The organism is Erwinia tracheiphila (assembly GCF_021365465.1).
Lineage (GTDB): Bacteria > Pseudomonadota > Gammaproteobacteria > Enterobacterales > Enterobacteriaceae > Erwinia > Erwinia tracheiphila.
Map to the genome: position 1 here is coordinate 928,931 of NZ_CP089932.1, position 24,249 is coordinate 953,179.

14 protein-coding genes and 12 pseudogenes are annotated in these 24,249 nt (G+C 51.0%); 13 read left to right on the forward strand and 13 right to left on the reverse strand.

Going from position 1 to position 24,249, the window contains the following annotated elements:
* Positions 1-96: 96 nt before the first annotated feature.
* Positions 97-1,259 (forward strand): annotated as a pseudogene (locus LU633_RS04720) (RNA-guided endonuclease InsQ/TnpB family protein).
* An 889-nt stretch (positions 1,260-2,148) separates the two neighbouring features.
* A pseudogene (locus LU633_RS04725) lies at positions 2,149-2,931 on the forward strand (IS5 family transposase).
* A gap of 1,047 nt (positions 2,932-3,978) precedes the next feature.
* Here the strand turns inward: LU633_RS04725 and LU633_RS04730 are convergent.
* The 3 pseudogenes from LU633_RS04730 to LU633_RS04740 all read right to left on the reverse strand — a co-directional run.
* A pseudogene (locus tag LU633_RS04730) lies at positions 3,979-4,163 on the reverse strand (IS630 family transposase); the annotation flags it as partial.
* Positions 4,164-4,276: 113 nt separating this feature from the next.
* Positions 4,277-4,384: pseudogene (locus LU633_RS04735) on the reverse strand (DUF4113 domain-containing protein); the annotation flags it as partial.
* Positions 4,377-4,511, reverse strand: a pseudogene (locus LU633_RS04740) (recombinase family protein); the annotation flags it as partial. The pseudogenes LU633_RS04735 and LU633_RS04740, both read right to left, overlap by 8 nt.
* Before the next feature lie 753 nt (positions 4,512-5,264).
* Between LU633_RS04740 and LU633_RS04745 the strand changes: the two are divergent.
* Together LU633_RS04745 and LU633_RS04750 are read left to right on the forward strand one after the other, a co-directional pair.
* Positions 5,265-5,654 carry a type III secretion system chaperone gene (locus LU633_RS04745; protein WP_016190389.1) on the forward strand — a complete coding sequence of 130 codons (390 nt, stop codon included), beginning with the start codon at positions 5,265-5,267 and terminating at the stop codon, positions 5,652-5,654.
* Between the two features lie 10 nt (positions 5,655-5,664).
* Positions 5,665-6,789 (forward strand): T3SS effector HopA1 family protein, encoded by a 1,125-nt coding sequence (locus LU633_RS04750; protein WP_016190388.1) that lies wholly within the window; start codon positions 5,665-5,667, stop codon positions 6,787-6,789.
* Positions 6,790-6,973: 184 nt separating this feature from the next.
* Here LU633_RS04750 and tnpA read toward each other — a convergent pair whose 3' ends face one another.
* Complete coding sequence (tnpA, locus tag LU633_RS04755) at positions 6,974-7,390, reverse strand: IS200/IS605 family transposase (RefSeq protein WP_016190387.1); 417 nt, start codon at positions 7,388-7,390, stop codon at positions 6,974-6,976.
* 22 nt (positions 7,391-7,412) lie between these two features.
* On the opposite strand from tnpA, the pseudogene LU633_RS04760 reads away from it, so the two are divergent.
* From LU633_RS04760 to acnB, 3 genes and pseudogenes are all read left to right on the forward strand, one after another.
* Positions 7,413-8,237, forward strand: a pseudogene (locus tag LU633_RS04760) (RNA-guided endonuclease InsQ/TnpB family protein); the annotation flags it as partial.
* Positions 8,234-8,897: pseudogene (locus tag LU633_RS04765) on the forward strand (transposase); the annotation flags it as partial. The pseudogenes LU633_RS04760 and LU633_RS04765, both read left to right, overlap by 4 nt.
* 286 nt (positions 8,898-9,183) lie before the next feature.
* Complete coding sequence (acnB, locus tag LU633_RS04770) at positions 9,184-11,781, forward strand: bifunctional aconitate hydratase 2/2-methylisocitrate dehydratase (RefSeq protein WP_016190383.1); 2,598 nt, start codon at positions 9,184-9,186, stop codon at positions 11,779-11,781.
* A 600-nt stretch (positions 11,782-12,381) separates the two neighbouring features.
* Here acnB and LU633_RS04775 read toward each other — a convergent pair.
* The gene (locus LU633_RS04775) at positions 12,382-12,834 is read right to left on the reverse strand and encodes a hypothetical protein (protein ID WP_016190382.1); all 453 of its coding nucleotides are present in this window, start codon (positions 12,832-12,834) and stop codon (positions 12,382-12,384) included.
* Positions 12,835-13,287: 453 nt separating this feature from the next.
* Between LU633_RS04775 and LU633_RS04780 the strand changes: the two genes are divergently transcribed.
* Positions 13,288-13,984, forward strand: a protein-coding gene (locus tag LU633_RS04780) for an IS1 family transposase (protein WP_233481995.1) whose coding sequence is annotated in 2 segments (ribosomal slippage) — positions 13,288-13,541 and positions 13,540-13,984 — 699 coding nt in all. Because the reading frame shifts where the segments join, the coding sequence is not laid out codon by codon here.
* A gap of 231 nt (positions 13,985-14,215) precedes the next feature.
* On the opposite strand, the pseudogene LU633_RS04785 reads toward LU633_RS04780, so the two are convergent.
* From LU633_RS04785 to LU633_RS04795, 3 genes and pseudogenes are all read right to left on the reverse strand, one after another.
* A pseudogene (locus LU633_RS04785) lies at positions 14,216-14,873 on the reverse strand (SDR family NAD(P)-dependent oxidoreductase).
* Positions 14,870-15,313, reverse strand: coding sequence for a YhcH/YjgK/YiaL family protein (locus LU633_RS04790; RefSeq protein ID WP_082103822.1), 444 nt, complete (start codon positions 15,311-15,313; stop codon positions 14,870-14,872). Before LU633_RS04790 ends, LU633_RS04785 begins: the two are co-directional and overlap by 4 nt.
* Positions 15,314-15,357: 44 nt before the next feature.
* Positions 15,358-15,750, reverse strand: a pseudogene (locus tag LU633_RS04795) (iron-containing alcohol dehydrogenase); the annotation flags it as partial.
* A gap of 183 nt (positions 15,751-15,933) precedes the next feature.
* Here LU633_RS04795 and LU633_RS04800 point away from each other — a divergent pair.
* The 3 genes and pseudogenes from LU633_RS04800 to LU633_RS04810 form a co-directional block, all read left to right on the forward strand.
* A pseudogene (locus LU633_RS04800) lies at positions 15,934-16,297 on the forward strand (four-carbon acid sugar kinase family protein); the annotation flags it as partial.
* Positions 16,290-16,559 (forward strand): annotated as a pseudogene (locus LU633_RS04805) (4-hydroxythreonine-4-phosphate dehydrogenase PdxA); the annotation flags it as partial. The pseudogenes LU633_RS04800 and LU633_RS04805, both read left to right, overlap by 8 nt.
* The gene (locus tag LU633_RS04810) at positions 16,537-17,373 is read left to right on the forward strand and encodes a DeoR/GlpR family DNA-binding transcription regulator (RefSeq protein ID WP_082103823.1); all 837 of its coding nucleotides are present in this window, start codon (positions 16,537-16,539) and stop codon (positions 17,371-17,373) included. The pseudogene LU633_RS04805 and the gene LU633_RS04810, both read left to right, overlap by 23 nt.
* Here LU633_RS04810 and speD read toward each other — a convergent pair.
* On the reverse strand, positions 17,294-18,058 hold the full coding sequence (gene speD / locus LU633_RS04815; RefSeq protein ID WP_325175734.1) for an adenosylmethionine decarboxylase: 765 nt from the start codon (positions 18,056-18,058) through the stop codon (positions 17,294-17,296). The two genes, LU633_RS04810 and speD, sit on opposite strands and share 80 nt — an antisense overlap.
* On the opposite strand from speD, the gene LU633_RS04820 reads away from it, so the two are divergent.
* On the forward strand, positions 18,057-19,277 hold the full coding sequence (locus LU633_RS04820) for an ISL3 family transposase (RefSeq protein WP_046371806.1): 1,221 nt from the start codon (positions 18,057-18,059) through the stop codon (positions 19,275-19,277). The genes speD and LU633_RS04820 overlap by 2 nt on opposite strands.
* A 26-nt stretch (positions 19,278-19,303) precedes the next feature.
* On the opposite strand, the pseudogene LU633_RS04825 reads toward LU633_RS04820, so the two are convergent.
* The 3 genes and pseudogenes from LU633_RS04825 to LU633_RS04835 form a co-directional block, all read right to left on the reverse strand.
* Positions 19,304-19,426: pseudogene (locus LU633_RS04825) on the reverse strand (adenosylmethionine decarboxylase); the annotation flags it as partial.
* Between the two features lie 26 nt (positions 19,427-19,452).
* Positions 19,453-20,310 carry a polyamine aminopropyltransferase gene (gene speE, locus LU633_RS04830; RefSeq protein ID WP_016190375.1) on the reverse strand — a complete coding sequence of 286 codons (858 nt, stop codon included), beginning with the start codon at positions 20,308-20,310 and terminating at the stop codon, positions 19,453-19,455.
* A gap of 109 nt (positions 20,311-20,419) precedes the next feature.
* On the reverse strand, positions 20,420-20,767 hold the full coding sequence (locus tag LU633_RS04835; protein ID WP_016190374.1) for a YacC family pilotin-like protein: 348 nt from the start codon (positions 20,765-20,767) through the stop codon (positions 20,420-20,422).
* Between the two features lie 185 nt (positions 20,768-20,952).
* Between LU633_RS04835 and cueO the strand changes: the two genes are divergently transcribed.
* Complete coding sequence (gene cueO / locus LU633_RS04840; RefSeq protein WP_016190373.1) at positions 20,953-22,575, forward strand: multicopper oxidase CueO; 1,623 nt, start codon at positions 20,953-20,955, stop codon at positions 22,573-22,575.
* A 453-nt stretch (positions 22,576-23,028) separates the two neighbouring features.
* Here the strand turns inward: cueO and LU633_RS04845 are convergent, their stop codons facing one another.
* Complete coding sequence (locus tag LU633_RS04845; protein ID WP_046371879.1) at positions 23,029-24,243, reverse strand: IS91 family transposase; 1,215 nt, start codon at positions 24,241-24,243, stop codon at positions 23,029-23,031.
* Positions 24,244-24,249 lie beyond the last annotated feature (6 nt).

A 24,249-nucleotide genomic window follows, 5' to 3' on the forward strand; every position in this document is an offset into this window, starting at 1 on the left:
TTTAGATACCCCGCAAAATTTTCTTACTGCATACCCATTTTTAAAACCTTATTTGGCACCATATAATACATGCAATAATACTATTGAGCACCAATTATGTATAGAGCGACTAAGGTACGCATTTACCCAACACCAGAACAAGCTGAATTGCTGGAAAAGCAGTTCGGCGCGGTGCGATTTGCGTACAATAAAGCCTTGCATATCCGCTCGCATTGGTACAAACGCCATGGCGTTTCACTGAATAATGTAAAGCACATTCAGCCACTGCTACCCATCGCCAAAAAATCACGCAGCTATAGCTGGATCAAGGCGGCAGACTCAAACTCGCTACAGGTGGCATTGCAAAATCTGGATCAGGCTTTCAAAAACTTCTTTGAAAAGAGAGCTAAATACCCCGCTTCAGGCGCAGGCACGGATCGCAGTCCAGCTATCATTGCTCAAACCTGAAAATCACCGCCGATACAATCAAGATCCCGAAAATCCCGCCTATCAGGGCAAATATTCACAGGGAGCGAATCGGCAAAGTAAAAAGCATTACCGTTAGCCGTTCTGCTACAGGTAAATACTATGCTTCCATACTTTGCGATGATGGAATCGAAGCGCCTGCGAAGCCCGCACTGGTAAGCACGGTTACCGGTCTGGATATGGGGTTATCCCACTACGCCATAAAATCGGATGGCGATAAAGTTGCTAACCCACGCCACCTTATCAACGCCAGCCGGAATTTACGGCGCAAACAGAAGGCCTTGTCACGCAAGAAAAAAGGTAGTGCAAATCGCCGTAAATCCCGCATACGGCTTGCTGGCGTACACGAACGGGTAGCCAGTGCCCGCGCTGATTTTCAGCACAAACTCTCACGTATAATTATTGACGAAAACCAGGCGATAATTGCAGAGACGCTGAAATCGGCAAATATGATGAAGAACCACCATCTGGCACGAGCGACAGGCGATGCAGGATGGAGCGGATTTATTTCAAAACTGGAATACAAAGCAGCAGAGAAAGGTGTTCACGTGGTGAAGCTGTATCAATGGTTCGCCAGTTCGAAAACCTGCCACTGCTGTGGTCACAAAATGCCGGAAATGCTGCTGAACAAGCGTATATGGCAATGCCCTGAATGCGGAGTTGAGGATGACCGCGATATCAATGCAGCCATCAATACCCGGCAGAAAGGCATACTGGAATTACAGGCGGCGGATCTCGTCGTCTCTGCCCATGGAGGCCAGCGTAAATCCGTCACACAGACGGTTGCGGCCTGAGACGTGGGAAGCCTCGCCGTTTACGGCGAGGAGTAGTCACCATAAAAAGTAAGTCAACCAATTTACCAGGAGAGTTTATAAGATGGCACAGGCTGCTGCCCGAAACTGTCGAATTTTAAAGCATGTCACACAGGACGTTCTTTTGTCGTTCTGCCTGGCGTAGCATACTGCGTTGTTGTCAGCGGCCTGCACATTCTGCCATTTCTAAGCTGTGGTAGAATTCAGCAAAAATAGCATGTTTTTAAATTCTCACCGAAGCGGACTCTGCCAATGGTCAATGCCTGTAATGAATTGTAGAGACTTCCGATAAAAGCCAATGAATTTTTGGCAGGCATCCGTGTACATCCAGTCCGGTGCAGGATGTGAAACCCTGCGTCGGGGCACTGTGTAACGTAATAGTATTCTGCGGGCATAGCTATGATCCAATTGTTAAGAGAACATCCTGAGACTGAGATGTGGTTTTTTTGTTGGACAGGAATTATAAATCGATTAATGGCACATGAATTATTTTACAGAATTACCGCAGAAGTCGACTATCAGGCGAGTTTATCTTTTTAATTAAAACAGGAAAGGAATGTTTCTCCTGAAGCGCTGATTTTATCCCGAATCAGCAGTAAAAAAAGATAGATCACTGCGTATGATTTTTATCTTCAATGCGAGAATTCAGGTCATTTTTAAGAAATAAATCATCTTTTTCTCGCTTCAGTAGCATTTTTTAATGTTGCGTGTATTATTATCGACTATGGTTACGTTTTTTTATTATTGAAAAAAACCTCTGATATGAATGGAAATATTAAATCAGGTTAATCAATGGAGGTGCCAGGTATTAAGAATCTATCCCAAAAGGGATTGCCAGATACTAAAAAATGGCAATTTCTGAGGGCGAAGAATGGCGGGCAGCAAGTGGCAAATCAGCGTTCAACTTTGGGAGAAAATGGCACCTCCCATCCCGGAACATAAAACTCAGCATCCGCCGGGTACGCATCGTCGGCGGGTTGATAATCGCGCTGCAATGAACGCTGTTTTCTTTGTACTCAGAACGGGTTGCCAGTGGAATGCCCTCAATGCCACAGAGCGCTGCTCGTCAGGCTCTGCCCACCGACGATTTCAGGAGGGGCGGGATGCCGGGGTGTTTGAACGCTTCTGGCAGAACGGCCTGCCTGCGAACATCCGGACGGCACTGACTGGTCATGGTTATCAACAGATGGCTGCATGACCACATCACCGCTGTCAGGGACAAAAAAACTGGCCGCAACCCCACGGACAGAGGGAAACAGGGCGCGTAAAGCGCAGTCTGATGACAGATGCCAGCGGGCTTCCTCTTTCACGGGTCGTTGCAGCGGCGAACACCCATGATATCAGACTGGTTGCGGATACACCTGATGCTCTTCAGACGGGGCGTCAGGTGCAAAAACCCGGACTCTGCCCGGGCAAAGGCGACGAAGCGGGCAGGCTGAAAACATAGCTGCAAAGCCGCCGTTACGAGCCTCATATTCAGTCCCGAAAAGAGGAATCCGATGCCAGTAAATCAGGGGAGGTCAGGGCCCACAGGTGGGCCGTCGGGAGGACTCATAGCTGGATGAACCGCTTTCGCCGGGTTCTGATAGGATGGGAAAAGACGTCTGAAAATGACGAGGCCCTGTTGCATTTTTCCTGTGGTCTTATCGTATAGAATAACGTCCTGTTGAGACAGGCTCTAAGTATTTTACATACTTTAACAGTCTGGATTTCTGCTGAGAGGGAAAGGGTTAACCGTTTTTGTTACCAGCAGTGTTTTAGCTATGAAGCGTATCATGAGTATCTCCATTTCTGTTGTTTGGGATGGCTCTGATTTTTCCCTTAAAATAGCTAAATTTGGTTGATGTTCTCGAAAAAATCATGACAGGGATATAATAATCTTAAAAATATATTCCTGCAGCCAGGGTCAGTATCAGAAAGTAATGCTGAAATTTAGCAGGTTGAAATATTTCTTCGGGGAAAGGGTCAAATAAACTGCCGGTTATTTCAGTGTATTTATCTGTTAATCTCCAGCTTGATAGCTTTGCATAAGAATTTACTTATCGGTACGATAATCTGCAATCTGTCAGCTTTGTTACCCACTGCATCAGGCTCGGAAGTGAAAACTTCTTTATGTATTGGAAAAAAAGCAAAATGTATGTAGTGCCTTTATCGTTATTCCCTGTTCCTCATGCCCAGTTTGTGAGGAATCCTTTGATTTTTCCATATGGAGCCCGGGGCGCTTCGGTCCATGAGCCGTGATTCAATTTGCAGTCATTACTTCTGTCGGGAGGAAGGGAGGGCAGAGCCTGTTTTTATTGGCTTGATTTGCCAGATGATCGGTTGAGGTTGTCTGGTGCCGGTTTCGTCCTGATTGTTTTTTGTTATTGGCAGAAGGAAAAATGCGGATTTACTTCCTCATAACCTACGTCAATAGTCTGATGTGTCGCCCTGTCTTCGCTGCTATTTCCGCTGACCGCAACCCCTCCTAAGCCATTTCTGCCGGGAACGCAGACCTGTTTTTGCTGGAAAAGCAGGGTAAATGTGTCAATTTATTATCGGGAATTTGTGCCTGGATAAAATACGGTGTGATGATATCAGAATATGATCTGCACACGTTGAAGAAATTCGATGCAGTGGCCCCCGCTAATAGTATTTACAGGACATTATTTTCTTTCGGTATTCAAATGGTCGGCAGAGTATCTGCTATCCACCAACCAGACCAGTTAATCCATCGTCCGACAGATGAATGGGCGCAGCAGAGCGTTCTGGCGACATCGCTGACACTGTCGCCCCGATGTAACATCAGCATGGTAGTGAGCCTGCATAATTTTTATCCTGCATTTTATGGATTGCTTTCTGCATCAGGCGTCGTTCGTCGCGGGAGATTGGTGCTATGATCGGCATTGCTAAGTCCGGTTGGTGGTTTGTTTCTTTTTGGCGATTGATCAGATCGCAGAATCCGGGCTGAGTCCCCTTTAAGTGATCTACGATTCCGCGCAGTTATTTAGCACCAGTTTTTATTTAGCGACAGGCAGGTCTGAATAGCGCGTAGTATAAACCGGGGATAGCATTTCATGCTTCATTACTCAGGACTTCTGGATGCCTTGACCAGCAAACCAAACCTTCGCGCTCTGCCTCGGCACCACTGACCTTATCTTCAAAAATACGCTCGCACCCTGCAAGTGACAGAGCATCACGTTGCAGGTCGAGATGTTGATCTTCGGTGGAAACCCGTGTGTACCCAATCAGCATGTTATCAATTCCAGTAAGTCGCCTGATTTGAGTATAGATGGAAAATGAATACTGGAATGAGATGGTGTAATCCTGCATCGCGGGTTGCAGGTCACTCAATAGTGAGGCGGGGATGAGTCCACAAAACGGTCGTTTTATGGAAAAGTTAGTTTAGGGGGCCGCCTGGAAAACGGAAAATATCCTACGTTAAGTCTGTTTTTTTAAGCAGGCATGACGGGCAGCTTTGAGCGAACAGCAGATGCGGACAACCACAATTCTACTTCAGGTAGAGAATGGCGGCGATGATGGACGAATGTGGGAATATAAACTCTGGTAGAACACCAGAGTTTCTTTTAATTACAGCAGTTTAATACCAAAGAGATGCACTGACAGAGAAAACACACCAAACAGGATGAACGTCATTATCACGCAGACACCCAGCGAGGGCCAAAATCCTGGTCGGGGAAGCAACGGTGGAAACACCAGAAACATGGGTAACTGTAGCGACCTGCCAACATAAGAGCCTCTGCTCGCAAACATCGAGAATTTCTGCCGGAATTATCTGACAATGGCGCGGGCATTGTGCTCACGCTCTTTGCCAGTGTGCTCACATACATCCGGCTCTGCCTGCTCACATCAATTGCAAGTGGCAGCATTAACAGGGACGGTTCATGGTCTGACGAGCATAAAAAGAAGCGAATTAATGCCCTGACCATGAACTCTTCTCCTGTTTTCACCACCCATTTGCAGATGGAGCAAACGTACAGGTGAAATATGGGCACGCGTTTTTACGACACTCTACTGCGCACTTTCAGTCATAAACTTGGCATCCCGCCGCTCAGTCTGGACAAACGAGGCGCCTGTGACCTGATTATTGATGAAGATATCCCCCTCCGTATACAACAGGATATCACCAGTCAGCGTGTGCTGCTGATCGCCTTTCTGGGAGATATGCAGGATCATCTGCCGCAACTGTTGCTGGAGGCCAATATTGCGGCAATACGCGATAACAAGCCGGTGATTGCCGCCGATTCGCGAGCCAAACAGTATTACGCCAGCCATATGCTCGAGCAGACTAGTGTGACTGCCGATCTTCTGGCGCTCAGAGTCGGTGAGCTGGCGGAACACATTCGATTCTGGCGCGACGCTAGCCGGGTTAAATAAGGAAGATAAAATGCAGCCGATTATCCCTCGTTTTACTAATACTCAGCAGTTACAGTCATCTTCTGTCGATGTCAAAAAACTCCTCGATCACGGCTCGCTGGAAGTGAATGGCAAGACTTATCGCATCAGCGCAGCGGAAGGCGCGAAAATTAATGTTGAAATGGCCAGTAAAGCCAAAGGCTTTTTTAATGCGGTCGAAAATATGATGGGCTCTGCCGGAGAAAGCAAAGCCATCGCGCAGATACTGGAAAGTAAACCGCGTCTGGTGCGCTCGAATGCTCTGCCTATGTATGATAAGATCGATCTGACCGCTGGGCCGTCTGGTCATGCAGGCCGGGCAGGGAACAGCACAATGCCCGCTGACAATTCGCGCCAGCGACTGCAATATTGGGCAGAACAGGCGAATAAGCTGAAAGATCCCAGCAAACGTGATATCTACAGGCTTTATAAGTCTCATAAGCCAGGTTTGCCGAAAGTTGGAGCGCAGGAGGGGAAACGCATGCTGCACCTGGCTATAAAGCTTGATGGCGTTGATAGAGTAAATGTTTTTCCGCAGCATAGTGTACCGCTCGCGAAAGAAGAGATTGAAGAATATCTGCAAAATCATCCGCTGGCCGCGAATGATTTTATTATGTTCCAGCGTAACAACGTTAGCGCCGCTGATCACCACGCCAGCAGAATTACGCTTAGTGTTCATCCGCTACATGCTGCGCAGCTGCCAGAGATGCTGCATAAGTTAATCCGTGACAAAGATTACCTTCATCTGGCTAAAATCGCGCACCCCTCTTTTTTTGGTCAGGACACCGACAGTGTCATCCTTTATCTCAACGGTCATCTTGGTGAAGCAGTCAATCTGATGCATGAAATTCAGGAACAGCTGCCCCCAGGCGCGCTGGTTAATCACAATCCTGCCGGAATGTATCCGCTGGCAAAAGGCTTTTCCTATGCTGAAAGCGCTGCAGGTGATGTGTCCAGTTATGGTAATTCACGCGCCGCAATTATTCACCGTGCACTGACAGAAAAAACATCGGGTAATTTTGAAAAACGTCTTCAGTCCCAGCTGGTAGCCAAAGGCTATGATCCTCAGCATCCGGCATTTGTCAAAAATTCGCCCAGCCTGGACATCATTAAATAAACATGTTATGGGATTTGAGGGTCGACCGTGCAAAAAACAACGTTTATAAATTAGAAATCTGAAATATATAGACTTATCAGACTGTCTTTTTGAGGCAAAAAAACATTCCAAAATATCGTTTTTTGCCATTTTGAGACCGGGTAATTAAAATCGATTTCTGATGTCCCTTAACGCGGTTTTCCGACTAACCTGGTGTTTGCTGCTGTTCGATGTATTGCCGGATGATCGAAATCGGCGCTCCACCGCAACTACTTGCAAAGTAGCCCGGTGTCCACAGAACGCCTTTGTAGTAATAGTGTAGGGCGATATCTGGCCGGTCACGGCGAAGCAGCCTGCTGGATACGCCTTTAAGACTGTTGACCATATTCGATACTGCGAGCTTTGGCGGGTAGTTGATTAGCAAATGCACATGATCGCATTCTCCGTCCATCTCAACCAGTTCAACATCAAAATCAGCGCAGATGCTGGCAAAGTAGCTGCGTAGCTTTTCAATGGCATCCTGATCGAATATCTTTCGACGATATTTGGCTACAAACACCAGGTGAACGTGCATTAGGAAAACACAGTGTCTTCCACGGCGAATATCAGTTTCTTTTGTCATAGACCAAAGTATAATGATAGCCATTAAACGACTTCAAGCCTTCAAATTCCAGTCAAGACCAAATGGTCAGCAGGAGCGCGATATGCGGCGCTTCGCAGGGGCTTGTTGCTTCGTTTTTAACCGTGCACTGGATCTTCAAAATAAGAACCCTGAGTCAGGGGGAAAATTCATTCCCTACACAAAAATGACTTCATGGCTCATTGATTGGAAAGCATCCCCTGAAACACAATGGCTGAAAGCATCCCCCTCGCAGCCGTTGCGGCAGTCACTGAAAGAGCTGGAACGCGACTACAAAAATTTCTTCCAGAAGCGTGCTGCATTTCCTCGTTTCAAAAAACGCGGTCAAAATGACGCATTCCGCTACCCGCAAGGCGTGAAGCTCGATAAAGCCAATAGTCGTATCTCGTTGCCCAGGTTAGGGTGGATTCGTTATCGCAACAGTCGTGAAGTCATTGGCGAAGTGAAAAACGTCACGGTCAGCCAGTCATGCGGTAAATGGTATGTCAGTATCCAGACGGAATACGAAGTGGCTTATCCGGTTCACAACGCAGAGTTGATGGTCGGACTCGATGCCGGAATAACGAAACTCGCCACGCTTTCTGATGGCACGATATATCAACCCGTCAGCAGTTTTAAATCAGGTCAGCGTAAGCTGGCGATGCTCCAGCGCCAGTTAAGCCGCAAAGTTAAATTCAGTGCCAACGGGCAGAAACAAAAACAAAAAATCCGGCGTCACCACTTGCATGTTGCCAATATCCGGCGCGACTACCTTCACGAAGTCACCAGTGAAATCAGCAAAAACCACGCAATGATTGTCATTGAGGATTTGAAGGTCAGTAACATGACCGGGGTACTGAAAGCCTGGCTGGCTATCTCCGCTCGCTGAACGATGCGCAGATACTCTCCATCAGAACGCTCTTGATGGATATGAATACAGGTTACATCAGGGCAGCACGGATCCACCTTCCTGACGCAGTGAGTAAAATCACCTTCGACAGGTTCTATATGGCGAAACAAGCTGGGCGAGGCGGTTGATAAAACCCGGCAGACTGAACTGCGCCGTATGGCCGGGAATGTTCGTCGTAAGGCCAAAGGAAGCCGCTTCCTGTGGCAGTACGGTGAAAAGTGGATGACGGAGCAGCGTCAGGAGAAGCTGTCCTGGCTTCGCGGGCAGATGAAGATGACCAGCCAGGGTGGACGCTAAAGGAGTTGGCGAAAGATATCTGGAGCCGACTGTACAACGAACAGAGCCGTCATGGCTGGCTGCAAGTGGGAGGCTCTGGCCAGTAACAGCGATGTTCACGTAATGAAGAATATTGCCAAAACAACCCGCAAAAGGTTGTACGGAATACTGAATGCGGGACGGCACGGGGTATCGAACGGGAATGCTGAAGCGCTGAACAGCAAGATCCGGTTACTGAGGATCAAATCCCGGGGTTACAGAAACACGGAGCGCTTCAGGCAGGGAGTCATGTTCCACTCTGAAAAGCTGAACACGGTGTTCTGAGTCTCCCACCATGATCGACGAAGACCTGTTTATATACAGTATTGTAAGTAACAGGTGCGGGCAAGTCACTTTCTGAGTGAAAATATGAATGCATTGGTGCGCCGGGAAATTTTAATTATTGCCCGCAGATAATGTTGCTTTCTTGTAAACAGATTAACACCAGGGGGAAATCCTGCTATGCTGGCCCATGCGGAACCGGGCGCTTTACCCTACAGAATGAGCAAATCGCTTCGCACTAAGCCTGAGGGCGTCCGGTAGCCATTACAATGTGAGCGAGGAGAACGTCGTGCTAGAAGAATACCGTAAGCACGTTGCCGAGCGTGCAGCCGAAGGGATCGTTCCTAAACCGTTAGATGCTTCCCAAATGGCCGCGCTGGTTGAACTGCTGAAGAACCCGCCAGCGGGTGAAGAAGAATTCCTGTCCGATCTGCTAATTAATCGCGTTCCACCGGGTGTTGATGAGGCCGCTTACGTGAAAGCAGGTTTCTTGGCGGCTGTTGCAAAAGGCGAAGCCAGCTCCCCACTGGTCACCCCGGAAAAAGCCGTAGAGCTTCTGGGCACCATGCAGGGCGGTTATAATATTCACCCGCTGATCGACGCGCTGGATGATGAAAAACTGGCCCCCGGTGCTGCGAAAGCTTTGTGCAACACGCTGCTGATGTTTGACAGCTTCTACGATGTGGAAGAAAAAGCCAAAGCGGACAACCCCCATGCGCAGCAGGTTCTGCAATCCTGGGCTGATGCTGAATGGTTCCTGTCCCGCCCCAAACTGGCAGAAAAAATTACCGTTACCGTTTTTAAAGTCACCGGTGAAACCAATACCGACGATCTCTCTCCTGCTCCTGACGCCTGGTCCCGCCCTGATATTCCTCTGCACGCGCTGGCTATGCTGAAAAACGCCCGTGATGGTATTGAACCGGATGATGCAGGTAACATTGGCCCGATCAAGCAGATCGAAGCCTTGCAGCAGAAAGGCTTTCCGCTGGCCTACGTCGGTGATGTGGTCGGTACAGGTTCATCCCGTAAATCCGCCACCAACTCTGTGCTGTGGTTTATGGGAGACGACATTCCCTACGTGCCGAACAAAAAAGGCGGCGGCGTGGTGCTCGGCGGTAAAATAGCGCCGATCTTCTTCAATACGATGGAAGATGCGGGCGCACTGCCGATTGAGCTGGATGTTGACCAGCTCAACATGGGCGATGTGATCGACATCTTCCCTTACACTGGCGAAGTGAAAAATCATGAAACCGGAGACGTGCTGTCCACCTTTGAGCTGAAAACCGACGTCCTGCTGGATGAGGTGCGTGCCGGAGGCCGTATTCCGCTAATTATCGGACGTGGACTGACCAGCAAAGCGCGTGAGTCTCTCGGCCTGCCACACAGTGATGTGTTCCGCCAGGCGAAAGACGTGGCGGCAAGCACCCGCGGCTACTCGCTGGCGCAGAAAATGGTGGGACGTGCCTGCGGTACCGAGGGTATTCGCCCCGGCACCTATTGCGAACCGAAAATGACCTCGGTTGGTTCTCAGGATACCACTGGCCCGATGACCCGTGATGAGCTGAAAGACCTGGCCTGTCTCGGTTTCTCTGCCGAACTGGTGATGCAGTCATTCTGTCATACCGCCGCGTATCCCAAGCCGGTTGACGTTTCCACTCACCACACGCTGCCAGACTTTATTATGAACCGCGGCGGTGTCTCTCTGCGTCCGGGCGACGGCATAATCCATAGCTGGTTGAACCGCATGCTGCTGCCGGATACCGTTGGCACGGGCGGGGATTCACATACTCGTTTCCCGATTGGCATCTCGTTCCCGGCAGGCTCCGGGCTGGTGGCTTTTGCGGCGGCGACGGGCGTGATGCCGCTGGATATGCCGGAATCGGTGCTGGTGCGCTTCAAAGGGAAAATGCAGCCGGGTATCACCCTGCGTGATTTGGTTCACGCCATACCGCTGTATGCCATCAAACAGGGCTTGCTGACCGTTGAGAAGAAAGGCAAGAAAAACATCTTCTCTGGGCGCATTCTCGAAATTGAGGGGCTACCGGACCTGAAAGTTGAGCAGGCGTTTGAGTTGTCCGATGCCTCTGCTGAACGTTCTGCAGCCGGATGCACCATCAAGTTGGGCAAAGATCCGATTATCGAATACCTGAATTCCAACATCGTGCTGCTGAAGTGGATGATCTCAGAAGGTTACGGCGACCGCCGTACGCTGGAGCGCCGTATTCAGGGAATGGAGAAATGGCTGGCCGATCCGCAGCTGCTGGAAGGGGATGCGGATGCGGAATATGCTGCGGTGATCGATATCGATCTGGTGGAAATCAAAGAACCTATTCTGTGTGCGCCGAACGATCCAGACGATGCCCGTCTGTTGTCGGATGTTCAGGGCGAGAAGATCGATGAGGTCTTTATCGGTTCCTGCATGACCAACATTGGTCACTTCCGCGCCGCGGGTAAGCTGCTGGACAGCCATAAAGGCCAGCTGCCAACCCGCCTGTGGGTGGCTCCGCCAACCAAAATGGACGCGGCGCAGCTGACGGAAGAGGGGTATTACAGCGTCTTTGGTAAGAGCGGCGCGCGTATTGAGATTCCTGGCTGTTCGCTCTGTATGGGCAACCAGGCGCGGGTGAAAGATGGCGCGACTGTGGTGTCCACCTCAACCCGAAACTTCCCGAACCGCCTGGGCAACGGTGCCAATGTTTATCTGGCTTCGGCCGAACTGGCGGCAGTCGCATCCTTACTGGGCAAGCTGCCTACGCCGGATGAATATCAGCAGTTTATGGACCAGGTAGACAAGACGGCGGTGGATACTTACCGTTATCTGAACTTCGACCAGCTTTCTCAGTACACCGATAAAGCCGACGGTGTAATTTTCCAGACGACGGTATAACCCAGGCCAGAGAACAGGCTCTGAGCAGGGCGCTACAGCGTGCCCCTGCCTTGAAAATCCGGGAAGCAGGCGTTCCCGGATTTTTTTGCTTTTTTTCCGGTCAATGCCGCGTGCCTGCGTAATTTCAGATGGGGTTATTTACTTTCTGAAGGACCTTTAGGGTGTCCTGTAAAGGGAGAGGGGGACCCGTTTTTCTGAATCGGTTTTTAACTGATTGATATAAAATGTATTTTATCTCTGATATAAAAGGAGCGCGTTTTGGCGATTCAGCTCAAAATTATATTTTTAAATCGACAGGTTAAGCTCTGAACGCTACGGTTCACTGCCGTACAGGCAGCTTAGAAACAAAGGCCGCGCCGGACTTAGTCCTGTTCACTGTCGTACTGGCGGCTTAGAAATTTGGCCCTGCCGCACTGCGCCGAACTGGTTAACTGCCGTAAACGCGGTCTGGAAAACGCCGCGCCAGCCGGGTATCACGTTGAGCGCTTTATAAATACCCTTAAAAGCTTAAAAAAACCGGCGTTTGTAAAAAGCGCTGACTTGTCGAAAATCGTACAACAAGAGCCAACAGCCCCGTTTGAAGATCGGGGTAAGGTGGCTTTACTGGCAGGTAGCAAAGTATCTTGTTGCACCGGCTTTTATAAAAGAGAATGCGTGGCAGGTTTTCAGACGCGTATGCAGATCGGTAGATTTATAAATATATGCGGTCACATGCTGTTTACCCGCAAACGGCTCAACGCCTCCTACGTATCGCAGGCTGCTCTTAATATACAAATTGGTATTGCCGATTCCCGGATCGCTGAAGCCATTGACGATACTTTGCTCGGTTGACTGACTCAGCATTTGCTGGATGGTGGTATTTTCGCCATCCGTTGATTTTTTCGCCAGCTGTGTCGGGGTGATCGCAGTCCAGGTGGTACAACTGTCGTTGGTACACACGTACACCGTGGCCAGCGTCTGACTGGAAAATGCACACAGCCCCAGCACCGGAAGCAGACAGGATTTGATTGTTTTCAGGAAAGCCTGTTCAGGCGCACGATGTTGCCCGGACATATTTGGGTATGAAATAGCAGAATTCTGTATTGCCGGCGCGCTTTGCGTTAGACATGGGTTGATTCCTGTGCTGTTTTTGTTAAGTTAAAATCATAACTAACTATAATCAGATCCAATATATAGTCATGATAAAATTGGAGTTGTTTTTTATATTTATGTTTTTAAATGATTTTAATTTTTTCACTTGGTGGTGAAGTGTGACGCCTCTCAAAAACATCATTTTTATGAATGAAAAACGCATTTTCACCTCCTGTCATTCTTCTGAGCTTTTATCAGGAATGGCTTTCTCTCAGGCGCCATACGATGTTGCCCGGCCCGGTGTCAGGGGAAAGAAAAGGTATAAATAGCTGGCGGATATAATGCTGTGCATTTTGCCAGACTTACGGGACAAGGGATTGGGGGTCGTGACGCAGACTTGCTGATAACGTATGCTTTGCGCTTTGGATGTAACATATGGCTAAAGTTGATGTCGTCTGCCCTCAGTGCAATGAAACTCATGCTGTACGATGTAACGGACATTCAGCATCCGGTGCCCAACGTTACATCTGCAAGCATTGTTCAAAGACCTTTCAGCTCAACTTTAGTTACTCCGGTGCCAAACCAGACACACACCAGACCATTGTTAATATGGCCATGAATGGTTACGGATGTCGCGATACCGCACGGGTTCTCGGTATCAGCCTCAATACGGTTCTGCGGCACGTAAAAAATTTCGCCAAAGCAGGTAGCTGAGAATATCGACCCCGAAACGGAGGTTGTTATCTGCTGTGAAGCCGGTGAACAATGGTCTTACGTGCGGTGTAAAAGCAATCCCCGGTGGTTGTTCTATGCTTATGACCGTATTCGCAAACGTGCTCTGGCCCACGTCTTCGGCCCGAGAAATGCCCCGACCCTGCGACGATTGCTGGCCCTGTTAAGCAAATTTAACCTTGCCTTTTATATGACAGATGCCTGGCCGGTTTATAAAGTTCTGTTAAGTGCAACAGGCCACGTGGTGAGCAAGAAATATACCCAACGGACAGAACGACATAATCTTAATCTTCGCACACATATCAAACGACTGACCCGCAGAACAATTTGCTTTTCTAAGTCAGAGGAAATGCACGATAAGATCATCGGTTGGTATCTTACTCTTCATCATTATCAATAAATCTGCGTCACGACCCCTGAAATACATGAAAACGATTTTTTTTAAAAGCGTCGAGGAGAAAATAAAAAGAGCGTGAGCTTATTTGATTTGAATCAACGCTTATAAGAAAATAACTTGTTCAGTAAAGCTAATGCAGAAATGTTTTTTATAACTGCTGGTCCGACACGAGGATCATATCCATCCCAAATGCGGACAGAAAAAAAGATAAAACATCCAGCATAGCATTTACTCTTACAGCGAAGCGCCACCACAGATGACCATCTCCTGGCCCGTGATGGCATCGGCAGCGGGGGAAAGTAAAAAACTGACCAGCCCGGTAACATCTTCAGGCTGAATATATCGCCCGATGGACGGCAGTTTCGGCCCGGAGCTTTCCCAGCCGGGCATGGTCAGCACTGGCGTGGCCGTGGCGCCCGGTGCGACATATTGACGGTGATGCCGCCCAGCTTCTCACCATGCCTTTCATAGCGGGTTTAGTGCTGACGTACTGGCTGCGTCCTGCTGCACCCATCGAGGTCCGGCTGCCAATCAGAATAATCCTGCCACCCGTTGGCATCTGTTCAACCAGTTGATTGGCCAGTAACTCAGCCACACCAATATGTAACTGCCATAGCAGTGGGCTGGTGCTTTCATCCAGCTGCCCAAGCGGTGCGGCTTTCATCATGCCTGCCGCGTGAACCAGCGCATCTACCTGTGGCAGCGTGCATAACATCGGCTTTAATGCCCCGGTATCAAGCAAGTCAACCGACAGCGATTTAAGGTGAGGATGCTGCTGGACAACGGGCTTCCGACTCATTCCGGTCACTGTCCAGCCGTCAGCAAGCAGGTGTGCAACAATGGCACCCCCAATCCCGGAGCTGGCACCGGTAACCAGCGCATGACGATTCATTGTCGTGACGCCAGCATGGCCAGCGGAATTTTAAATATCGCTTTACGCACTGGTGCGCTTCCCCCGGATAAAAGATCACAAAATCGCCCACTTTGAGGTGGACCGAGTGTGGGAGCCGCGCCTGGGCAATAATAAACGGGTCGTTTTTTTTCTTCGGCCTGCTGCTGGTGCGCATCGATCCAGGAAAAATCGATGATCTCAGTACCTTCCAGCACGATCTGGATATCAAGATACTGACGATGAAATTCCGTATGCCGGGTTTCCGCCGGGGCGGTATGGGCTACGGCGATTGTGTAAAACCAGTTTTCACCCACAGGCTGAAATTTACCGTCATCCTGAGCCTGCAACGCTTCAAGGCAGTGTTCCGACCTGGCAAGCAGCGCGTACAGCGCGGGTGGTAAGGTAGTCAGAGTCAGGACATTGAGATTTCCGCCGATCATTGTGTTGCTCCAGAGGAGGTTACCCAGCTTTCCTGCAGGCAAACAGCTTCCGAACCGGTACCCGCGGTAGCCGGGATCAACAATGATGCGATACGACGCTGCGGTTTTTCACCCTTGAGCAGTGCATCAAGCGTGGGGGCATTTTCCATACAAAGAACCGACAGCAGCTTGGCTATGTCTAGTACGCTGCCGCCGCCTATGCCAACCACCGAATCCACACCCTGCATATCAAGCGCGGCGATAATTGCGGCCACGTCGTGCTGACTGGATTCAGGTGGCACGTTGTCGATCAGGGTTACAGTAGTAACCTGCTTTTCGAGCTGATTAATCAGCGTCTGCACCGCCGGGATACCAACAATATTTTTATCCGTTACCAGCAGCCAGCGAATGTCCTGGAGTGCCCGGTAGCCACTGATTACGGTGCTGTTGATGTTCATTTGCTCTACCCTTGTCTGCCCTGTCAGGTAGATTTGATTATATTTGCTCATTTTTTCCGCATGGTGATGCGGTTTCTGCTTGATTTTATAGGTTAACTTGATTTCGATTAATTTGATTTTGCTCGAATATAATCATTAATGTAAACGTTAACGGGCCTGACTCCATCGGTTTCAGGAAAGGAGATGACGCAAATGCAGTGGAAAACGTCGGTGCTGGTCGTCGTCGATGATTTCACCGGCGCAAATGATGCAGGCTGTGGGCTGGCAGCGATGGGCGCACGGGTGAACGTCCTGTTTAATCCGGCAGCGTCCGTGCGTGCTCAGGATGCGGATGTCTGGATTCTCAACACCGACAGCCGCGCCTGCGATGCGGCGCTGGCGGCGCAACGCACTTTGCAAGCTTATAGCCCGCCGGGGGGAGCTGGTCGGCGATGGCTGGATTTTCAAAAAGGTCGACTCCACTTTGCGTGGTAACCCCGGCGCGGAAACTGAAGCCGCGTTACTGGCAAGTGGCACCCCGGCAGCGCTGGTGGTCCCAGCCGTGCCCGCCGGACACGGTGTTCCTGCAATGCCATGAAGGCCAGTACGATATGGTGGTGGCGATGTATCACGATCAGGGACACATCCCACTGAAGCTGCAGGGCTTTTACGATGGGGTGAATATCACCGCCGGACTGCCGTTTATTCACACGTCCGCTGACCACGGTACGGCATTTGATATTGCCTGGACAGGCAAAGCGAAGTCTGAGAGCATGGCGATTTCCATTCAGTCGGGCATAGGGACACATGAACGGACAACGTCGCCTTGACCAGATTATGGACTATCTGAAAAGTCATAATCTGGTGACTGTCGAACAGCTGGTGGCTGTGATTACCGCGTCACCAGCCACTATTCGTCGGGATTTAATTAAGCTCGATCGCGAGGGCGTAATCAGCCGTTCCCACGGCGGCGTGACGCTTAATCGTTTCATTCCTGTCCAGCCGACCACTCTTGAGAAAATGCAGCGTAATCTGGCAGAAAAGCAGGCGATTGCGCGTACGGCAGCGGCCATGATCGGTTCGGGCGATGCGATTGTGCTGGATGCTGGTACCACCATGATGGAACTGGCGCGCCAGTTGACGCACCTTCAAATCCGGGTGATCACCGCCGATCTGCATATCGCGCTGTTTTTTTCTGAATTCAAGCAGATAGAAGTGACCATTATTGGCGGTCGCATCGATGATTCCAGCCAGTCCTGCGTGGGCGACCACGGCCGTCGGCTACTGCGCAACCTCTATCCTGACCTGGCCTTTGTCAGCTGTAATTCGTGGAGTCTGAAAAAAGGGATCACTGCCCCTACGGAGGAAAAGGCCGGACTGAAAGAAGACCTGCTGATCAATGCCCGTCGTCGGGTGCTGCTGGCCGACAGCAGCAAGTACGGTTCCTGGTCGCTGTTTTGCGCGACGCCGCTGCAAAATCTTACCGATATCATCACCGATAAACAGCTGGCTGAAGAGGCTCATGGTGAACTGAATGAGCAGCCTTTTACACTGCTGCTGTCACTCAGGGTGCTTTTGGCACCACATAAGAAATGTTGCTTCCGTAGTAAATCTCACGCATCTCTTTCCACAATAAATCGGTAATCCGCTTGTGTTCCTGCGGGCTTAATTCTTCCGGTTTGGTGTTGAACAGATAGTGTCTGAGATCGAACTCTTTCAGCAGCATCTTGGTGTGAAAGATGTTTTCCTGGTACACGTTCACATCCACCATGTCGTACATCGACTTCATGTCTTCTGACATAAAATTCTGGATCGAATTGATTTGATGGTCGATATAGTGCTTCACGCCGTTCACATCGCGGGTGAAGCCGCGCACGCGGTAGTCGATGGTGACAATATCTGACTCCAGCTGGTGAATCAGATAGTTCAGTGCTTTCAGAGGAGAAATCACGCCGCAAGTTGATACTTCGATATCGGCACGGAAAGTACAGAGCCCGCTTTGAGGATGACTTTCTGGATAGGTGTGAACGCAGATATGGCTTTTATCAAGTTGAGCCACCACCGAATTGGGCAGCGGGCCGGGATGCTCAGAGGTGTCGATATCTTTTGGATCGATCAGTTCTTCGCTCACCAGAATGGTGACGCTGGCTCCCTGTGGTTCGTAATCCTGGCGGGCGATATTTAACACATTCGCGCCGATAATTGAGCAGGTCTTGCTGAGGATTTCCGTCAGGCGATTCGCATTGTACTGTTCGTCAATGGGTCTTCCCCTGTTGTGGTGGCTAAGGGCATTATGATGGCAGTCTTGATTTTCTGAGGAGTCTGCCATGGACGAAAAGTCCCTCTATGCCCATATCCTTAACCTGTCCGCACCGTGGCAGGTAAAATCCCTTTCTCTTGATGAAAAATCTGGTTCAGTGACTGTGATTGTCGGCATTGTCGGGCACACTCAACTGACCTGTCCAACATGCGGTAAATCCTGCCCCATACATGACCACCGGCGTCGCAAATGGCGTCACCTCGATACCTGTCAATTCACCACGCTGGTTGAAGCTGATGTACCCCGCATTGACTGCCCCGAGCACGGTTGCCAGACACTGCCGGTTCCGTGGGCGGGGCCAGGCAGCCGCTACACCCTGTTGTTCGAAGCCTTTGTTCTTTCATGGCTGAAAATTAGCACCGTGGATGCTGTCAGAAAGCAGCTCAAACTCAGTTGGAATGCCGTGGACGGCATCATGATGCGCGCAGTAAAACGAGGCCTGGCCCGGATAAAACAACCCTTATCGGCCCGTCATCTCTGCGTGGATGAAGTCGGGTTCAAAAAAGGACACCAGTACGTCACCGTTATCTCTGACAGGCAGGGACGCGCTTTGCAACTGACCGACGATCGCGGTGTAGAAAGTCTTGCCAGTTATCTGCGTAGCCTGAGAGATCACCAGCTTGAAGAGATAAAAACGCTGTCTATGGACATGAACACGGCCTATATCAGTGCTGCACGCATCCATCTCCCCAATGCCGTGGATAAAATCGCCTTCGATCACTTCCATGTGGCAAAAATGTTGTGCGCCATCGTTGATAAAACCCGTCAGGCTGAGATGAAACAGATCCCGTCGTCAGACAGGAAAGACGCCCACCGCTCACGCTACTTATGGTTTTACAGCAAACAAAATCGCTTTGGGCGCCGCGCTGAGAGGTTAGAAGTTGCCCGGCTGGTGTTACCGCAAACGAACCAGTGCTGGGTAATGAAAGAGCTTGCCCGCGATCTGTGGCACCGCCGCTATGACGACCATAGCCGTAAGTTGTGGCAGGAATGGATGGCGATGGCTAAAGACACCGGCATACCACTCATGGTCAGCATTGCCCGCATGGTGGCAAAGCGGCTTTACGGCATTCTGAATGCGATGAAAAACCGGGTATCGAACGGCAATGCGGAGTCTCTGAACAGTAAAATACGGTTGCTGAGGATCAAGTCACGGGGCTTCAGGAATAAAGAACGGTTCAAGCTGGGCGTAATGTTCCACTACGGGAAGCTGAACATGGCGTTCTGAGTCTCCCACCATGATCGGGGAAGTCCCTCGTCAATATAGGCAATATAGCCGTCACGCTCCGCATCGGAGTGAGCGTAACAGATATCGTAGATACAAAAACTCAGGCTTTTCGTCAGGTTATTGAAGCCATGTAGTTTTAGCTTTTGCAATTTTGTTCACCCCTTAACATGCCCGGTCAGTCGGCCAGCGCATTTAACAGATATTGCGGCAGGGCAAAGCTGCCTGTGTGGATCGCCGGATTGTAGTAACGGCAGCGAAGGCCGGTTGCAGCAAAGCGTGCCTGGAGGGTCGCACTATCCAGGTGGCGCAGTGCCGGATTGTCGCTGGCCCAGGCAAAGGTCATGATACCGCCATAATAGGTCGGGATGGCCGCCTGATAAAAACTGACGTCGCGGAAGTAATGGCTCAGTTTACGATGGCTGTTAACCGCTTCTTCCTGTTGCAGGAAGCACACGCCGTTCTGGGCGACAAAGATGCCATTTTCGTTGAGGCAGCGATGGCAACCTTGATAAAAAGCAGAGGTGAACAGGCTTTCACCGGGACCGATGGGATCGGTGCAGTCAGAGATAATGACGTCAAATTTATCGCTGCACTGGCTGACAAAATTCACGCCGTCATCGATAACCAGATTCAGCCGGGAGTCCTGATAAGCGCCCGCGCTGTGTTCGGGCAGATACTGCTGGCAGAATGCCACCACGCCTGCGTCGATTTCCACCATGGTGATCTGTTGAATGCTGTGATGACGGCTGACTTCACGCAACATAGCACCGTCGCCACCGCCGATAATCAGTACGCGTTTTACATTGCCATGCGCCAGCAGCGGGACGTGGGTCATCATCTCGTGGTAAATGAATTCGTCGCGTTCGGTAGTTTGCACCACGCCATCCAGCGCCATTACTCGCCCCAGCGACGCATTTTCGAAGATGATCAGATCCTGATGCCTGGTTTGCTCACGGTAGAGTACCTGGTCGACAGAAAAATACTGCCCAAAACCAGTGTGAAGCGTTTCATACCATCTGTCCTTTTCAGCCATGATGGGATTCTCCTGGTGAAAATAGCCATGAAAAATGGGGCGGTATCATAGCTAACTCTGACCGTGGTTGCACGGTCAAATTTTCAGCGAAGGCCAAACGTTATCGGGGTTATTTGACGTAGGCGAGAAGATTGAGGGAGTCCCGTGCCAGGGATTTACATTTCATGTCGTTTGGAACGGCTATGCCGCTGAGATCCTTATAGCTGTCCTCGCCAAGTGATTTCATGTTGTAACTGTTGTAATTACTCAGATCCCAGCGATTCTGACGTGCGAGAAACAGCAGCGCCCGGCGGATCTGATCGTCCGGCAGATCGCGATAGCCGCAGTCGTTTTTCAGATAAACAAACACGGCCGTCAGATCCGCGAGATCCTCTGCTTCTGACTCGCTCAGGGCAAGACTTGTCGACGAGAAGCCAAACAGACCCAACAACAACAGAGCCTTGACGCTTTTCTTCATAATTGTTCCCGATTAACTAGAATAGCCAGACGTTAGCACAGTTATTGATGGGCTTCAGGCAATTTTGGTGACGCACCGTTAATTTAGTGTAATGAGGGCCAGAAGCGGCCAGAGAACTTGACCGCCCGGCAGGGAGAAAGGTTATGCTGCCACTTTCTCATCATGCCCGGATGAAGAAGAGTCAAATGCAACGCCGTGATTTTATTAAATTGAGCAGCATCCTGGCGGCCGCAGGCGCACTGCCATTGTGGAGCAGTTCGCTAATGGCGGCGCTGCCACGTCCCGGTCTGCCCGTGCCTGCCTTATTAACCCCCGATCCGCGCGGTGTGATCAACCTCGTCGCGCAGCAGCGAATGACGCAATGGCGGGGTAAATCCGTGGGTACATGGGGTTATAATGGTGGGGTACTGGGACCGGCAATCGCCTTGCAGCGCGGGCGGCCGGTCACGGTGAATCTGCACAACGCGCTTCCTGAAGCAACAACGCTACACTGGCACGGATTGGCGATCTCCGGGGAAGCAGAGGGCGGTCCCCGCAGCGTCATTGCTCCGGGTCAGGCCCGCCGTATCGACTTTACACCGGATCAACCCGCGACAACCTGCTGGTTTCATCCTCATCAACATGGGCGTAGCGGTTACCAGCTGGCGCAGGGGCTGGCCGGACTGGTTCTGCTGAAAGATGCTGACAGTGAAAAGCTGCTGCTGCCGCAAACCTGGGGCGTGGATGATATTCCGGTTATTTTGCAGGATAAACGCTTCAGCCCGGATGGCAGCAAAATTGATTATCAGCTGGATGAAATGAGTGCGGTGACGGGCTGGTTTGGCGATACCCTGCTGACCAATGGCGCAATCTATCCGCTGCGTGCCGTGCCGCGAGGCTGGCTGCGGCTGCGCCTCTTAAATGCCTGCAATGCCCGCTCGCTCCTGCTGACCACCAACGACAGCCGCCCGCTGCACGTTATTGGTAGTGATGGCGGCTTGCTGACAGAACCGGTGAAACTGACAGAGCTGTCAATAATGGCGGGTGAGCGTTTTGAAGTGCTGGTCGATACCCACGATGGTAAAACCTTCGATCTGCAAACGCTACCGGTGCGACAAATGGGAATGACGCTGGCACCTTTTCACCAGGCGTTACCGCTACTGTCTATTCAGCCTTTGTCCATTTTCGGCAGCGGCACCTTGCCGGATAAGCTGGTGGATATGCCCGCCGTGTCTGAACCGCCGCAGGTTAACACGCGGCTGCTGCAACTGAGCATGGCCCCGGAGCTGGATCGTCGCGGCATGCTGGCACTGATGGAAAAATATGGCCAGGCCGCAATGGCGGGTATGAGCGGTGATGCCCATGATAATGAGGCTGACGATGCGCAACCGATGGCGGAGGGCCATGATGCTATGGCCGGAATGGGGCAACCGGCAGCGACTCCCTTTGATTTCCATAATGCCAATAAAATTAATGGCGTTGCTTTTGATATGAGCGCACCTGCCTTTGATGTGAAAAAGGGTGTGGTGGAAAAATGGACGATTTCCGGTGAGGGCGATGCGATGCTCCATCCGTTCCATATTCACGGTACTCAGTTTCGTATCCTGTCCGAAAACGGTAAGCCTCCCGCCGCGCATCGCAGCGGCTGGAAAGATGTGGTGCGGGTGGAGGGCGCACGCAGCGAAGTGCTGGTGAAGTTTGATCATCTTGCCAGTAAAGAGCGGGCTTATATGGCGCACTGTCATCTGCAGGAACATGAAAATACCGGGATGATGCTGGGGTTTACAGTGAGTGATGACAGCGGTAATAAAAGCCCTCAGGATAAATAGCGGCAGAGAACTGTGCGCCATTTTTTTTGCCAGACCGTGAACCGCAAGGTATGGGCAAAGATCAGACGTCTCGCCTTCCCAGGCTGCGACATGCTAACAAAATGGCCATACAGCGGCATCATGCGCTGCTTTCTGCCTGAGAATCCCTTTTTCAGCCTGGCACCTTCACTTTATGCTGGTTAGTTGGTTAGCTTTCGGCTGCCAGCCCTGACAGAAGGAACGTTGACGGCAGGCTCGCCATATCCGCTATCTCAATTACTTCTTCTTCTCCATGCAGGTTGAACACGTTTCTTTCCCCGTTCATGGTTAGGAAACTGAATCATCGTTTTAAAAATTTCCTGACCATGAGCAGCAGTGTCTGTAATGCAGTAATGATGTGCCATCGGGAACGTTATGGTCATAAAATGGCATTTGCGGCGCGTTTTTAACCTGAAAGCTGTTTTTCAGACGCACTTATCCCGCAGTCTGTGCCAGAAGCCATCGTTTCCGGTCGATGTTATGCAGTCTTTCTGCCACCAACTCCGACGCGTGCCTCCCGGCCTGCGCACTGCTGAAGCGCAGTCGGTTGCCGCACAGAATGCATTTGTACGGATCCGTGCGCAGAAATTCTTTCATCAGCGCGGCGAAGCCGGGCTTCTCCGGTTTTTTCCGCGCTTCCATCTCCAGGGCTTCATACACCTTCGGCAGCAGGCTACCCCGTTTACGGTTTGATAAAAAACCGTAATAACGCACCATCTTAAAATGCTTCGCCGGGATATGGCTGATATAACGTCCGATCATATCTTCCTGCGTCAGCGTCTGCTGCCGGTACTGCTGCGTACGGTGGTCGTAATAGTGGTGCACCACCGCGCCGCCGCTGTAGTGCCTCAGCTTCGCCGCCGACACGGGGGGCCGTTTCAGGTACCGGCCCAGATATTTGACGCTCCGCCAGGCCCCCCGGGTCTTCTTCGCGAAGTGGACCTTCCAGCGGCGCCCGTACTGCGCCTGCAGATAGCGCAGCCACTGTTTTTTGTCGTGGATATGCCCCAGCCCCGGCAGCCTGCCGGGGTTAATCAGGTCATAGCTGTGGCGCAGCAGCCGGATGACGGCTCCGCGCCAGATTTCCTCCACGGCATGCTTTTTAAAGAAGAGGTCGCGCCATACGCCGTGTTTAATATCAAGCCCGCCGCGGGTGACGGAGAGATGAATGTGGGGATGCTGGTTGAGCTGGCGACCGTAGGTGTGCAGGGCGCAGAAGATACCGACTTCCACACCCTGTTTTCTGGCCCAGCGGAGCATGGCGCGGGTGGCTGCGCGGAACAGGGCATTGAGCAGAGGCCAGTTATTGTTGAAAAAGGGCCACAGCAGATGGGGCATGGTGAAGGTGATATGCTGCCAGTCGCAGTCGGGCAGAATTTGCTGTTGTTCTGTAATCCACTGCTCCGTGGCCTTATGTCCGCAGGAGCTGCAGCCTTTTGATTTACAGGTCTGGCAGAAGAAGCGGGTGTGGGTGCAGTCCGGGGAGGCGCAGCAGTATCGCTTCACCCCCATGGCAGCAGTGCCGCAGGCGAGCATGCGCTCGACGCAGAGTACGGTCCAGGGGCTGAGGGTGTCCCCGTGTTTATCCATATACCGGTTCCAGGCGTCATCAGTGGTGAACAGCAGTTTTGCCGGGCGCGGGATATACATGCGGCG

Excerpts from the sequence above, each read along its gene's own strand:
- LU633_RS04810 (WP_082103823.1), top strand. The coding sequence starts at position 16,537 with ATGAACGGACAACGTCGCCTTGACCAGATTATGGACTATCTGAAAAGT.
- tnpA (WP_016190387.1), bottom strand. The coding sequence starts at position 7,390 with ATGACAAAAGAAACTGATATTCGCCGTGGAAGACACTGTGTTTTCCTA.
- speE (WP_016190375.1), bottom strand. The coding sequence starts at position 20,310 with ATGGCTGAAAAGGACAGATGGTATGAAACGCTTCACACTGGTTTTGGG.
- LU633_RS04845 (WP_046371879.1), bottom strand. The coding sequence starts at position 24,243 with ATGTATATCCCGCGCCCGGCAAAACTGCTGTTCACCACTGATGACGCC.
- LU633_RS04790 (WP_082103822.1), bottom strand. The coding sequence starts at position 15,313 with ATGATCGGCGGAAATCTCAATGTCCTGACTCTGACTACCTTACCACCC.
- cueO (WP_016190373.1), top strand. The coding sequence starts at position 20,953 with ATGCAACGCCGTGATTTTATTAAATTGAGCAGCATCCTGGCGGCCGCA.
- speD (WP_325175734.1), bottom strand. The coding sequence starts at position 18,058 with ATGGCAGACTCCTCAGAAAATCAAGACTGCCATCATAATGCCCTTAGC.
- LU633_RS04820 (WP_046371806.1), top strand. The coding sequence starts at position 18,057 with ATGGACGAAAAGTCCCTCTATGCCCATATCCTTAACCTGTCCGCACCG.
- LU633_RS04835 (WP_016190374.1), bottom strand. The coding sequence starts at position 20,767 with ATGAAGAAAAGCGTCAAGGCTCTGTTGTTGTTGGGTCTGTTTGGCTTC.
- LU633_RS04750 (WP_016190388.1), top strand. The coding sequence starts at position 5,665 with ATGCAGCCGATTATCCCTCGTTTTACTAATACTCAGCAGTTACAGTCA.
- LU633_RS04745 (WP_016190389.1), top strand. The coding sequence starts at position 5,265 with ATGGGCACGCGTTTTTACGACACTCTACTGCGCACTTTCAGTCATAAA.
- LU633_RS04775 (WP_016190382.1), bottom strand. The coding sequence starts at position 12,834 with ATGTCCGGGCAACATCGTGCGCCTGAACAGGCTTTCCTGAAAACAATC.